General features: G+C 69.5%; 12 protein-coding genes and 1 pseudogene. 2 read left to right on the plus strand and 11 right to left on the minus strand.

The window, feature by feature from the left end:
- Positions 1 to 47: 47 nt before the first annotated feature.
- From OG956_RS12360 to OG956_RS12395, 8 genes are all read right to left on the minus strand, one after another.
- Positions 48 to 314: a DUF4235 domain-containing protein gene (locus OG956_RS12360; RefSeq protein WP_330338013.1), complete on the minus strand. Its 267-nt coding sequence runs from the start codon at positions 312 to 314 to the stop codon at positions 48 to 50.
- Between the two features lie 5 nt (positions 315 to 319).
- The gene (locus OG956_RS12365; protein WP_330338014.1) at positions 320 to 781 is read right to left on the minus strand and encodes a DUF3618 domain-containing protein; all 462 of its coding nucleotides are present in this window, start codon (positions 779 to 781) and stop codon (positions 320 to 322) included.
- Positions 778 to 1,149: a phage holin family protein gene (locus tag OG956_RS12370; protein WP_330338015.1), complete on the minus strand. Its 372-nt coding sequence runs from the start codon at positions 1,147 to 1,149 to the stop codon at positions 778 to 780. Before OG956_RS12370 ends, OG956_RS12365 begins: the two co-directional genes overlap by 4 nt.
- Positions 1,150 to 1,364: 215 nt before the next feature.
- Positions 1,365 to 2,414, minus strand: coding sequence for a YihY/virulence factor BrkB family protein (locus OG956_RS12375; RefSeq protein WP_330338016.1), 1,050 nt, complete (start codon positions 2,412 to 2,414; stop codon positions 1,365 to 1,367).
- 158 nt (positions 2,415 to 2,572) lie between these two features.
- The gene (locus OG956_RS12380; protein WP_330338017.1) at positions 2,573 to 3,799 is read right to left on the minus strand and encodes a hypothetical protein; all 1,227 of its coding nucleotides are present in this window, start codon (positions 3,797 to 3,799) and stop codon (positions 2,573 to 2,575) included.
- On the minus strand, positions 3,796 to 6,756 hold the full coding sequence (locus OG956_RS12385) for a DEAD/DEAH box helicase (protein ID WP_330338018.1): 2,961 nt from the start codon (positions 6,754 to 6,756) through the stop codon (positions 3,796 to 3,798). Before OG956_RS12385 ends, OG956_RS12380 begins: the two co-directional genes overlap by 4 nt.
- 9 nt (positions 6,757 to 6,765) lie before the next feature.
- Entirely contained in the window at positions 6,766 to 8,478 is a 1,713-nt protein-coding gene (locus OG956_RS12390) for a phosphorylase family protein (RefSeq protein ID WP_330338019.1), read from the minus strand.
- 102 nt (positions 8,479 to 8,580) lie between these two features.
- Positions 8,581 to 9,132 (minus strand): hypothetical protein, encoded by a 552-nt coding sequence (locus OG956_RS12395; RefSeq protein WP_330338020.1) that lies wholly within the window; start codon positions 9,130 to 9,132, stop codon positions 8,581 to 8,583.
- 232 nt (positions 9,133 to 9,364) lie between these two features.
- Between OG956_RS12395 and OG956_RS12400 the strand changes: the two genes are divergently transcribed.
- Positions 9,365 to 9,964: a hypothetical protein gene (locus tag OG956_RS12400; RefSeq protein WP_330338021.1), complete on the plus strand. Its 600-nt coding sequence runs from the start codon at positions 9,365 to 9,367 to the stop codon at positions 9,962 to 9,964.
- 173 nt (positions 9,965 to 10,137) lie between these two features.
- On the opposite strand, the pseudogene OG956_RS12405 reads toward OG956_RS12400, so the two are convergent.
- The 3 genes and pseudogenes from OG956_RS12405 to ychF form a co-directional block, all read right to left on the minus strand.
- Positions 10,138 to 10,266 (minus strand): annotated as a pseudogene (locus tag OG956_RS12405) (Txe/YoeB family addiction module toxin); the annotation flags it as partial.
- A gap of 19 nt (positions 10,267 to 10,285) precedes the next feature.
- The gene (locus OG956_RS12410) at positions 10,286 to 10,564 is read right to left on the minus strand and encodes a type II toxin-antitoxin system Phd/YefM family antitoxin (RefSeq protein ID WP_330338022.1); all 279 of its coding nucleotides are present in this window, start codon (positions 10,562 to 10,564) and stop codon (positions 10,286 to 10,288) included.
- 84 nt (positions 10,565 to 10,648) lie between these two features.
- On the minus strand, positions 10,649 to 11,737 hold the full coding sequence (gene ychF, locus OG956_RS12415) for a redox-regulated ATPase YchF (RefSeq protein ID WP_330338023.1): 1,089 nt from the start codon (positions 11,735 to 11,737) through the stop codon (positions 10,649 to 10,651).
- A 338-nt stretch (positions 11,738 to 12,075) separates the two neighbouring features.
- Between ychF and OG956_RS12420 the strand changes: the two genes are divergently transcribed.
- On the plus strand, positions 12,076 to 12,471 hold the full coding sequence (locus OG956_RS12420; protein WP_330338024.1) for a DUF6542 domain-containing protein: 396 nt from the start codon (positions 12,076 to 12,078) through the stop codon (positions 12,469 to 12,471).
- Positions 12,472 to 12,496 lie beyond the last annotated feature (25 nt).

The following is a 12,496-nucleotide window of genomic DNA, read 5'->3' on the forward strand; positions in this document are numbered from 1 at the left end:
CAGGTCAGCGGGGTGCGGGGCCGTCGGCCGACTCGGCGTTGGCGTCCTCAGCCGGGCCAGGTGCCGGTCAGGCTGCGGGTCGCGGTGGCGCCCGCGCGGTCGACGGCGGCCTTGACGCCGGCGAAGATCGCCCCCTGCAGGGTGGCGGCGAGCAGCACCTCGCGCCAGGTGCGGTCCTCGTCGGTGGCGTCAGGGGCGTCCTCGTCGTGGCCGAGCGCCTTCCACGCCTGCTTGAACACCGCCCCGGCGAGCATGCCGCTGACGGCTCCCAGGGCGAGGCCGACCGGCTTGTAGGCGATCTTCGAGACCTTCACCGGCCTCATCCCTTCCGGCGGCGGCACGCCAGCCAGACGACGGCGGCCACGGCGAGAGCCGCCGGCAGCCAGGCGCGGTTGTCCCGTGCCGTGCGCGCCGCCACGGCGGCCCTGCGCCGTACCGGTTCCGGCGCCTTCTCCTCCCACACCTGCCCGGCCCGGGCCGCCGTGGCCCGGGCCTGCCCCGCGGCCTCGGCCGCCTTGTCCTTGACCGGGTCGGGCACCTTGTCCTGCACCTTGTCCTGCACCTGGTGCGCGACGTCGGCGGCCTTGGCCCTGAGTTCGCCGGCCTTGACGGCGGCCTGCTGTTTGACCTCGGCGGCCTTCTCCTGGGCGCGGGCCTTGACGTCGGTCCTGGCGCTCAGCGCGTGGACCGTCCGCCCGAGTTCCTCGCGGGTCTGCTCGACCTGCTCGCGCAGTTCCTCGGGGCTGGAAGCGGTCTGCTCGTCGTGCGGGGGCTGGGTCATCGGTGCGCACTCTCCTTGATCTCGGCCAGGTCGGACTTCACGTTCTCGATCGTCTTCTCGGGCGTCGGCGGGGCCGCCTGGCTGACCTGCTTCTTCCCTGACAGGGCCATCACGGCGGCGATCACGCCGAGCACGGCGGTCACGATCAGCGCGGCGGCCCACACGGGCAGCGGCACCGCGAGCGCCGCGATCGCCGTGGCCACCAGGGCCTGCAAGGTCAGGAAGCCGGCGACTCCGGCGCCTCCGAAGAGGCCGCCGCCCTTGCCGTACCGCTTGCCCTTCTCCTTCATCTCCGCCTGCGCCAGCCTCAGCTCGCCGCGCACCAGCTCCGTCAGCTGCTGCGACGCCCGCTGCACCAGCTCGCTCACCGGCTCCGTCCCGGCGCGGTCCGCGTCCCGGCCGGTTCCGGCAGGGGGTGGCTGAACTCGCGACACGACGATCACCTCCCGTCTTCCCGATGGATCCCGGCCGGGCGGCGTCGGGCCGCTCCGGCCGCATGCGTGGACGCGGGTACCCCGAACGCGCCGGTCCAGGACAGCCGTTTCACAGGGCCGCCGACGCCCGGCGCTCTTTCGCGGACCGGTCAGCCCTCCCCCAGCCGCCGCCGGTCCTGCTCGTCCCATTTCCGGGTGTCACGGGGCTGGGTGTACGGCTCCTCGTACGGTGACAGCCCCCCGGCGATCGCCCGTTGCCGCACGGTCTCCGCGTCGAACTCCAGCCCCAGCAGAATCGCCAGGTTGGCGATCCACAGCCACACGAGGAAGACGATGACGCCGGCCATGGTGCCGTAGGTCTTGTTGTAGGAGCCGAAGTTGGCGACGTAGAAGGCGAAGGCGCCGGAGGCGATCATCCAGATCACCAGGGCCAGGAAACTGCCCGGCGTGATCCACCGGAAGCCCTTGACCTTGGCGTTCGGGCTCGCCCAGTACAGCAGCGCGATCATGAGGACGACCAGGGCCACCAGCACCGGCCACTTGGCGATCGACCACACCGTCAGCGCGGTGCTCCCGATGCCGAGGGCGGAGCCGGCCTGACGGGCCAGGCCACCGCTGAAGACCACGATCAGCGCGCTGATCACGGCGAGGACCAGCAGTACGACGGTCAGCCCGACCCGTACCGGGAGGACCTTCCACACCGGCCGGCCCTCGGGCATGTCGTAGACGGCGTTCGCGGCCCGGATGAACGCCGCGACATAGCCGGACGCCGACCACACCGCCAGCACCAGGCCCACGACCGCCAGCACCGAGCCGATGCCCGCGCTGCCCTGGAGCTGCTTCACGGCGCCGGTGAGGACGTCCCTGGCCGATCCCGGCGCGAGCTTCTGGACGTTGCTGAGCACTTTGTCCGTGGTCGACCTGCCGGTGAGACCGAGGATCGAGACGAGGACCAGCAGCGCCGGGAACAGCGACAGGATCCCGTAGTACGTCAGCGCCGCCGCACGGTCCGTGAGCTCGTCGTCCTTGAACTCCTTCAGACTCCCTCTGAGCACCGCGCCCCACGACCGCATCGGCAGCTCCGTCGGCGCGTCCGGCGCGGCCCCCTCCACCTCGGGCCCCGGCCCCGCTTCTTCGGGCCCCGGCGCCTCGTCGCTGCCACGATGATCCTTACGCCCTGGAAGATGCAACCTCACCATGCCCGCCGAGTACCCACCGCGCCCTGAGCGCAACGGTCCGCATCGCCCTGCGGGCGCCGCCGCGGACCATGGGGCAGTGGACCGGCGCCCCCGGAGCCGAGCGCCGTACCGCTTCGGAGATCATGTACGAGTTGCCGGACAGGCGCCGGGCCGGAAGCTCAGGTGGCGGAACCGGACCGGCCCAGCTGGTTCGCCAAGGCGTGCATGCCGCTCTCTGCGGCAATGCGCCGTAGGTCCTCGACGCCCACCGCGCTCAGGGCGAGCCGGCGGGAAATCCGCTCGACCCGCGCGGCCACGGCGTCGGAATCGGGTGTGCTGCGAACGGACAGCACGGCGTCCATGGTGTCCAGCAGAGCCGCTCGGCGCACCCGTTCGTCCTCGCACCAAACGTGGAAGAAGGAGTCGCCGAGCACCACATACGAGCCCAGTTTGGACAGTGGCATCGGGCCGCCCGGTTCGAAGCACCCGGCAGGAAGGGTGACGCGCCAGTCTCCGCTCCGCCGTTTGACGGGACACCACTGTGCCAGTCCGCGTCGGCTGAGCCAGCCGGACGCCCTGTCACGGAACTCCTGGTCGCGGCCCGCATCGGCCTCTTCCTCCTCCAGCGCGGCAACGACGTCCGGAGTGTCCTCGCACACGGCGGTCAGCTCCCCGTCCGCCTCGCCGGCGGCCTGGGCGAAGACGAAGTGCCGCGGTGTCCCGTCGGCGTCGGCCGCGCGGACGACGTACGTCGGCATGTACATCAGTTCCTCGGCCTCGATCTGCGGGTTCTCGATGCGCTGCGGCAGGTTGTAGAGCTCACGCTCGGGACCGGCCGCCAGCTCCCTGAGCGCTTCCCGCCGGAAGCCCCGCGGGATGGGAAGCAGGTAGGGGCACGTACCGTCGCGACGATGTGTCTCTTTCTGTGCCTGTGCGGGGGAAAGGTAGGTGACCTTGCGCTCGTCGTAGTAGAGGCTGGTCAGCGGACGGCTGGCAAGGCCGTCGAAGTACAGATTGCGGTGATCCTCACTGGTCGCCGTGTACCGAAGGTCGTCCCTCACGGACCGCAGGCCGAGTTCCGTCAGCTGGATCCGTCCGTCGTCGCAGTGCCTGATGTGCCCTATGGCGTCGAGGAACCGCAGGGCCTGCTCAACCAGCTGGGGCTCCAGGGCGAGGAAGGCGGCGAGGTCCTCCGTGCGGTCGAGTCCGGCCGTCGCGACGGCCTTCTCAAGAAATCGGTCGATCAGCTCGTAGGGTTCGCCCTCGGTGACCTCGGACCGAATCTCCACACACCAGACGGGCCACAGAACACGGTGGATCCGCGTCGGCACGGCACGCAGCACATCGGCGACGTACTCCAGCGCCCGTGTCTCGGGATAGGGCATGAACCGGTTCTGCGGGCTCACATCCGTCCTCTCGCCTCACCGAGTGCGGTCACACGGTCGCGGATCTCCTGGTACGGCCGGATCTCGCCCCGTTGCCGAAGATGCGTCTCCAGGGAGCGGACCAGCTGACGGAAGCCCGTGTCGCGTGCTGCGGTCAGCGTCGACAGGTCGCCTACCAGGACCAGTTGTTGCTTGGCACGGGTGAAGGCCACGTTCGCCCGGCGAAGCTCCTTCAGGAACCCGACACGGCCGTCGCGATTGCTGCGGGTGAATCCATAGAGGATCACGTCGCGCTCACCGCCCTGGAAGGAATCGACGGTACCCACGTTGAGGCCGACGCGGTCCGGGTCGACGATCCGGGTGAGCCGCGCCGTGATCTCGGCCCGTTGCGCCTGGTAGGGGACAATGACGGCCCACTCTGTGCCCCGGCCGTCGTAGAGGGCGGCAAGTTCGCTGAGCAGCTCGCACTCGACCTCGTTGATGTAGCCGCGCTGACCGAACCGCTCCGAGCAGCGTCCCTGCCGCTCCTTCCTACGGCCGATGGGCAGGCCCGAGGTGTCGACGAAGGCCATCGGTGTCCGGAACAGCGGGTCGCGGTGGTCCCTGCGCACCTCCGTGCGCAGCTTGCCGTCGTAGAAGACCCCCGAGACGAAGTCGGCGATCACCGACGGCATACGCCGCTGACGGGTCAACAGCACACGGTGATCGTCCGGCATGCCCGGCATCAGGATCTCCAGCACGCTCCGGGACAGCAACGCCTTAACCGCCGGGTCTCCAAGGTCCCTTCCCCACGCCTCCACCTCCGAGTCGAGGAAAGGGGGGAGCTGCTGGTGATCGCCCACCAGGACGGCCCGCCGGGCCCGGACCAGGGGTACGAGAGCATCGGTCACGCCGATCTGCCCGGCCTCGTCCACGACGGCCAGGGAGAAGTCGATGCCGGACAGCTCGGCCCGCGACGCCACGCCGATGCAGGTGGCGGCGACGACATGCGCATAGCGAATCAGCTCGGGATACAGCTGGTCGACCGCCCCGGAGACCTCCTCGTGCCAGTCCCTCAGGAGTTGCCCGCGGGCGGCGAGCAGCGGCAGGTGCTCATCGAGCCAGGTCCGCAGGGCGCCCAGTTCCGCGGGGGTGGGGCGGCGTGGGACAGCCGGTGGCACCTCGGCGGCAGGCACGGCGCCGACGGCGGCACGAGCGGCGGTGACGGCTCGGTCGAGAGTGTCGGCGGCGAGCCGCTCGGCCTGTTCCATGACCACTCGGGCCGCCCGTACCGAGGGAAGGTCTCTCGTCATGACATCGAGGTCGCGCTCAGCCGCAGCCAGCTCCTCTGCCACGCCCTGTACGAGCTGCTCCTGTTCCAGGACCCTGCTGCGGGCCGTGGCGAGACGCCGGCCCAGCACATGCTCAAGCATCCGGAACGGGAAGCCCGTCAGCCGGCGGGCGCCATACCGTGCGGCGCGTGACCGGGCCCCGGCGAGACGGTCGACGCGCCGTCGAAGGCGTGCCGCCGTTTGTTCGTGGCGCCGGTGCTCGGCGCCCAGCGCCTCGACGCGCAGCTGTGCCGGGCCACCTGCGTCGCGACGTGCCGCTGCGTGGGCGTCCCGTGCCCGCGCTGCCTCCTGCAGCGACACGTCCAGGTCCTCCAGACGGCTGCCCAGCTCGCGGGCCCAGTGCTCGGCGTTGCCGATGTCCGCGTACTCGTCCAGCCTGAGACCGACGCTCCGGAGGATCTCCTCGCGCAGGTCGGCGGCCTGGCGTTCCAGCAGGAAGGGTCTGCCTTCCTCGGTGACCCTTCCTTCGTTGCCCACCCGCACCGTCACGAGACCGGAGGGGAGGCGGGAGAGCGCGTTGTCCACCGCGCGGTGGGTGTGCGAGGTCACCAGGACAGGACCGTCACGCCGGCCCGAGCCGGCCGCCGCACCCACGATCTCGGCGATCGTACGTGTCTTGCCCGTGCCTGGTGGCCCCTGCACCAGCAGCAGGTCCTCGACGGCCAGCGCCTTGCGGAACGCGTCGAGCTGGTCCGGGTCGAGTTCCCCCGCGGGAGTGGCGGGAGCCGGTCTGAGCCTGCCCACCCGGTGGTCGACCAGCGCATCCAGGAGCCGGGGCGAGCGCGCGTGGCCGTCGCGGAGCAGGGCGACCGCCTCGCGCTGCCGGTCGAAGACGGCTGTGCCGGGCGTCACGACCAGTTCCCCTTGCGGGTCGAGCCTCCTGAAGTCCACCGGCCGGTCGAAGCGGATCGTGGCCGTGTCACCGGCCGCCGGGCAGCGGGTCACCTGCCCGCGGAGCTCGGGCCGCCCCCGTAGTTGCACAAACGCCCCCTCTTCCGGCCTGGCCTCTCCGGCGAGCCGGAACTCGTACACGGCCCGGGTGCCCTGCCGTTGCCCGCCGGTGGCGGCGACGGAGCGATAGGGATACGGCGGCGTGGACGAGACGCTCTCGGACGAGATGGTCCGGGTGGCGTCGATCACGCGGTCGACGATGTCCAGGAAGTCCGCGTGGTGTTCAGGAATGGGCGTGGCTCCCCGTTCGATGGCGACACTTTCGACGGCCCGCTCCCATTCCTTCAGCAGCCGCTGCCAGTGCGCATCGGAGTTCTGCGGTATCTGCCGGTAGTCGCGGCACAGTTGCCAGCGCGTGGGATGCACCAGCAGGCAGCTCTCGGCCAGCCGGGAGAAGTCTCGCATTCGCAGTGGATCGATCCGCGCGATGCTGTAGGCGTCTGCGCGGTTGGTGAGGTAGAGCTGGGCTACGTAACCACTGCCGTGGAGGAGCAGGCTCCGGTCGCCACCGGCCCGCCGGGGCTCCACGATCCTCACGGGTATGCCGTCGGCACGGGCATTGAGGTCCGCGACGAGCTTCTCGGCGTCGCGCGGCAGACGGGGGTGGTCAAGGGCCTTCTGACGTGTGTGAAGGTCCAGTGATCTGCCGGGCACAAGGGTGAGCGGGCCGGGCAGTTCGACAGTGCGGTAGGACATTCGCGCTCCTCAGGGCCGGGAGTAGGCGTCACGCGCACGGAGGAGTTCTTTCCGCAGCCGGTAGGGGTCTGGCCGGTCGGTGGGTGCGTCGGCCAGAGCGGCCAGCACCGCTCGCTCGAGGAGCTCGGGCAGGTCCGGGGTGTAGGCCCGCAGCGGCAGAGGGGTGCCGGAGGCAGGCGGTCGACCGGTGATCAGGTGATAGGCCACGGCACCGAGCTGGTAGACGTCGGTCCGTGTCCCGGCCGCTGCCGGAAGGCTGGAGCGCTGCCGCTGCTCAGGCGCCTGATACAGCCGTGGACCTTCACCGGGAACCGGATCGTGCGCGGCGAGCCCGAGGTCGCGCAGTACCCACCGGCCCGGACCGTTCTCGACGATCGCGGAGGGGCTGAGGCACCGGTGGGAGAGGCGCTCGCGGTGCAGTTCACCGAGCGCGAGGCACATCCCGGCAAGGCCGGTGAGCAGGTCGAAGAGTCTCGGGTCCCCGAACGCCATCGCTCGGTCAAGGGTCGGGGACGGAATTCCCGACCGGGGTGCCACAGGCCAGGAGAGGACGAGCGTCGTGGTGTCGCCCTCCGCGACGACCAGCCCGGCCTGAGGCAGGCCTGGGCGCGCACGCAACCGGCCGAGAATCCGGTTCTCGCGGACGAGAGCCTCACCGCCCGCCCGCCCCGGCCGGATCCCGGCACGTGCCTCGGTCTGGCGTAACCAGACGTAGCGGGCCTCCTGCTTCGGCTCGGGTGACAGTTGGCGGGCGACTGCCTGACGCCATACCAGCGTGCCGTCCGCCGAACGGATCTCCGTCAGCAGGTCCGCGTGCAGCAGGTAGCGCCGGTCACCACACTTGATCTCCGCGCCCCCGTGCCATCCCGCGGTGGTGCGTGTCGATGCCGAGGGGGCGGGGGAGGAAACGAGGAGGACCTTCCCCGGGGCGGCTGCGACCGACCTGTCCTGACGGCTCGTGGGCGCCGGCAGCCGGCGGAGAACCGCGACGGCCAGCGCGGCCGCGTTGCGAGCGGCGATCCGCTGCCATCCCTCGCCGTCCGTGGCCGACTTGGTGCCGTCCGCCCGGTCGCTGATGCCGCGTACGATCATCGTCCGGAGACCCGTGTTGAGCTGGGTTGCACGGGCGATCCCCCCGCTCTCCATCTCGATGGCCACAGCGTCCTCATAGTGGCGCCGCAGAAAGTCCCGGACCGCGGACTCGTCGTCGTTGACGAGGATCTCGCCCGCGGCAATGGGCTTGAAATGGACCGCAGGGCCGTCAGTGCCCTCCTCGGCCGACGACGCCAGCCACGAGCGTCCCCTGCCGACGGCCCGGGCCAACTGCTCCAGCGTGTGGTCCGGCCGCCACGCCTCGGGCCTGCCCAGGAATTCCCCCTTCTCCTCCTTGCCGCCGTGGTACGAGTAGATCTTGGTCGCGAAGACGACGTCTCCCAGCCGGACGCTCGGCTTCAGCCTCCCGGCCACCCCGACGAGGACAAGGGCGTGCGGGCGGAACAGAGCAATGGCCCGTTCAGCGAAGACCGCCGCTCCCTGGTTGCCCTCACCGATCTCGGCCAGAGCCACCCGCCAGGACGTGCCGTTGAGCCAACCGACCTCGAAGAGCAGGCCATTTTCCAAACGCGGTTGCAACGCGACCACGTGCTCACGGACGGCCTCGTACTCCACCCCGATGGCCGTCAGGACGACGATCGTCCCCTCGGGAGCATCTGTCTCCCCCATAAGTCCCCCGTTGCCAGCAGTGCCTGCTGTTTCGGCATCGCATCGTAGGAGAAGTTCCACGCCGGGCGATGGCCGTTGCCTCAAGGACCGTCGTGGTCTCATTCATGTGGTCCGTAACTCTGCGTAGAGCGCGATCTGAACGGCCAGAACGATGATCCCTGCCACCTCGGCAAGGGACACCGTCAGGAGGGCGACCTCTACGGGGCCCATCGCCCAGAAGACCACGACAGCTGCCATGGAGGTCCCACAGAAGGTGAGCAGGTCCACGGCGAACTGCAGCCACTTGCGCGATGTCCTGCGGCGGTCACTGCGGTGCACCGTTTCCCATCCGAAGATCGGTTCGGACTCCTGGCTGTCCGTCAGTGCCGTAAGTCGCGGCGTGAGCTCCTCGCGTATGTATCGGCCAATGGCGGAGATTTTCTGGTCGTTCACCAGGTATGTCCAGCCCAGCAACAGTGACACCGGCGGAAGCAGGAGCAGCAGCTGAAGGTGCGGTCCTCCCCCTATGACAGCCGCGACGACGGCGGCCATCGAACCAAGACTGGCGTACAGCAGATTGTCACGGAACCCGATGCGCGCTCGTTGCTCCTCCTTGAGAACCTGGTACTCGCCGAGGAGCAACTCGCCGACCGTGATGTGCCCCCTGATTGCCACAGTTCTCCCCCCGCCGGTACTCGACCGCCCAACCCGCCCGAACATCGCGGAAGCCCGAGAGACCGGCCGACGTCCCCGGACTGCGCGCCCTGGAAATCATGGCGGAGGCGACCGCGTCGATGCGGCGTTTCAGCCGCAGGGCCTTCCAGCTCTCTCCAACCCCCTGCCACGGGCGCCTCCGTGCCTGCACTATCGCCTGACACAGACACGGTGTAACAGGTCCGGGGGAAGCATGAGCGTTCATGGCGGAGGAAACGGAGCGGACGAATGGCTCGAGCGGGATCTGTTCACGCTCCGCGAGCGCTACGAAGAGAACTTGGAAGCCGAACGCCGACGGCACGAGGAGGAGCTGGAAACCCAACGGGAGCTGCACGCCCGGGAGCTGGATGACCTGCGACAACGGCACCACGAAGAGCTGGACACTGCTCGCCAGGAGCTGACAGACACTCTCCTCGCCCTGCAGAACCAGGACCAACAGCAGATCGACGAACTTCGAGACAGCTACGAGTCCCGGATCGACGAACTTCGGGACAGCTACGAGTCCCGGATCGCCGCACTCGAAGAGGAACTCCAAGACGCACGAGACCAGTACGCCCAGGACCGGGCCGACTGGCACGGACAGGAGCAAGACTACGAACAGCAGGTCAGAGACGCCTACCAGGAGGGTTGGCAAGACGGCCGGCAGGAACTCGAACAGGAACTCGAGGAGGCGGCACATGCGCGAGACGTACAGGCCGCACGGGATGCGCGCGCCCTGTCCTGCCTACGTGTAGTGATCTTCCTTGCCGTTGTTCTCATTGCGTTCAGCATCCTGCGCTCCTTGGGCAGTTGACGCCGAGTGGCGACACCGCCCGTGAACCCGCTGCTGTGCAGGCGCAGGGACACCCGCTCGGGAGAGAGCCATTCCAGCACGATCCCAGCTCGGGAGTGGGCGTCCCGGCACAAGGGGGCTCAGACGCCCCTTGGCACCCTACGCGGCGCAATCCAGCACGGACGGCGCAATGGTCAGGAGCGATAGCGCGCTGCGCGGATCATGATCTCCCGGTCAGTGACCAGGTAGACAAGACGGTGCTCGTCGTCGATCCGCCGCGACCACGCTCCGGGCAGGTGGTACTTGAGCGGCTCGGGCAGCCCCGGTCTTCGAAGACGAGCCTCACGTAGCACCCTCGTGTGCCGCATCGGGCGAGTCGGGGTCGATCAGCTCCCGCTCGGACACGTTGATGTTGGCCAGGGCATTCTCGTACGCCTTGAGCAGTCGCCGTGCGTTCGCAGGTGAGCGCAGCAGGTACGAGCCCTCTCGCAGCGCTGCGTAATCCTCGGCTGAGACGAGCACGGCATTGCCGTGTTTGGAGACGATCTCGATGGCCTCGTGATCGTCGTTGACCTTCTCGATCAGCGGAAAGAGCGCCTTGCGGGCTTCCAGCACCGGCACACAACGAGGGGTCGACCCCGAACGGGTCGACCCCATCTGACCTGCAGTTTTGCCAGGCCGTCGGCGTGGTGCCAGCTCATCCGCTCACACGTTGAACCGGAACTCCACCACATCCCCGTCCTGCATCACATAGTCCTTGCCCTCCATGCGGGCCTTGCCCTTGGCGCGGGCCTCGGCGACCGAGCCGGCGGCGACGAGGTCGTCGAAGGAGATGACCTCCGCCTTGATGAAGCCCTTCTGGAAGTCGGTGTGGATGACGCCGGCCGCCTCGGGGGCCGTGGCGCCCTTCTTGATGGTCCAGGCGCGGGACTCCTTGGGGCCGGCCGTGAGGTAGGTCTGCAGGCCGAGGGTGTCGAAGCCGACGCGGGCGAGGGTGGCGAGGCCGGGCTCGTCCTGGCCCACGGACTGGAGGAGTTCCAGGGCCTCCTCCTCGTCCAGTTCGGCGAGGTCGGCCTCCAGCTTGGCGTTGAGGAAGATCGCCTCGGCGGGGGCGACCAGGGCGCGCTGCTCGTTCTTGAAGTCCTCGTCGACCAGTTCGTCCTCGTCGACGTTGAAGACGTAGAGGAACGGCTTGGTGGTCAGCAGGTGCAGGTCGTGGAGGAGCTCGGCGCGCTCGCTGCCCTGGACGATGCCGTGGGCGAAGAGCGTGTCGCCCTTCTCCAGGATCTCCTTGGCCTCCTCGACCGCCTTGACCTTCGGGGCCACGTCCTTCTTGATGCGCGACTCCTTCTGGAGACGCGGGAGGACCTTCTCGATGGTCTGCAGGTCCGCGAGGATCAGCTCGGTGTTGATCGTCTCGATGTCGTCCTTCGGCGAGACCTTGCCGTCGACGTGCACGACGTTCTCGTCCTTGAAGGCGCGGATCACCTGGCAGATCGCGTCGGACTCGCGGATGTTCGCGAGGAACTTGTTGCCCAGGCCCTCGCCCTCGGAGGCGCCGCGCACGATGCCGGCGATGTCGACGAAGTCGACCGTGGCCGGGAGGATGCGCTCGGAGGAGAAGATCGACGCCAGCTTGGCCAGGCGGGCGTCGGGGACGCCGACCACGCCGACGTTCGGCTCGATCGTGGCGAACGGGTAGTTGGCCGCCAGCACGTCGTTCTTGGTCAGGGCGTTGAACAGGGTCGACTTGCCGACATTGGGCAGGCCGACGATTCCGATCGTGAGCGACACGTTGCGACTTCCCGTGGGTGAGTGGGCCAGGAGGGGCGCCAGGGGCCTTCAGACCGACACTGGCCGATCCACCAGTTTACGGCGTCCGCGCCGGGCGGCTCACGGGAGCTTCGAACGCCTGGCCAACCTCTACCCCCTCGGCGTGTCTGATGGCCTATTCGGCACATAAACAGACCTAAGTTGGTCGAGTGGAGCAACACAGAACGCGACCCCCGAACGACGGACCGCGACGCGGAACGCCGCAGCAGCGCGCTCCGCTGCCGCCGCAGGCCCGGCACGGGCCGGGCGGCGAGGGCGGGGCGGCGGGGCAGGGACGGCAGCCGCGGGTGCCGGGGCCCGTGCCGCCCGGGCCGCGGCCGCCGAACCCCCGGCTCACCGGGCTCGGCAGCGGACTGTTCTGCATCCTCGGGATGCTCCTGCTCGGCTTTCTGGACGCGCTGCTGTTCCATGGCGCCCTGACCGTGTACGGCGTGCTGTTCGTGCCGGTGAGCGTCCTGACCGCGCTGTGGGTGCGGGACGCGGAGGTGCTGACCGCGCCGGTGGTCCTGCCCATTGCGTTCGCCGTGGGGCTGGTCCCCGTGTCCGCGGGCGGCGGGGGGCTGCTCGGCCGGCTGATGGGGCTGTTCACCGGGCTCGCCACGCAGGCCGGCTGGCTGTACGGCGGGACGCTGGCCGCGTCCGTGATCGTGCTCGTCCGGCGGGTGCGGTGGGTACGGCGGCGGCGCCGTACCTGAAACCCGCGGTGCCGGGGCCCGGCGC

It is taken from the genome of Streptomyces sp. NBC_00557 (assembly GCF_036345995.1).
GTDB lineage: Bacteria > Actinomycetota > Actinomycetes > Streptomycetales > Streptomycetaceae > Streptomyces.

Coding starts and splice junctions, on each gene's coding strand:
- OG956_RS12385 (WP_330338018.1), bottom strand. CDS start 6,756: ATGTCCTACCGCACTGTCGAACTGCCCGGCCCGCTCACCCTTGTGCCC.
- OG956_RS12365 (WP_330338014.1), bottom strand. CDS start 781: ATGACCCAGCCCCCGCACGACGAGCAGACCGCTTCCAGCCCCGAGGAA.
- OG956_RS12375 (WP_330338016.1), bottom strand. CDS start 2,414: ATGGTGAGGTTGCATCTTCCAGGGCGTAAGGATCATCGTGGCAGCGAC.
- OG956_RS12390 (WP_330338019.1), bottom strand. CDS start 8,478: ATGGGGGAGACAGATGCTCCCGAGGGGACGATCGTCGTCCTGACGGCC.
- OG956_RS12400 (WP_330338021.1), top strand. CDS start 9,365: ATGAGCGTTCATGGCGGAGGAAACGGAGCGGACGAATGGCTCGAGCGG.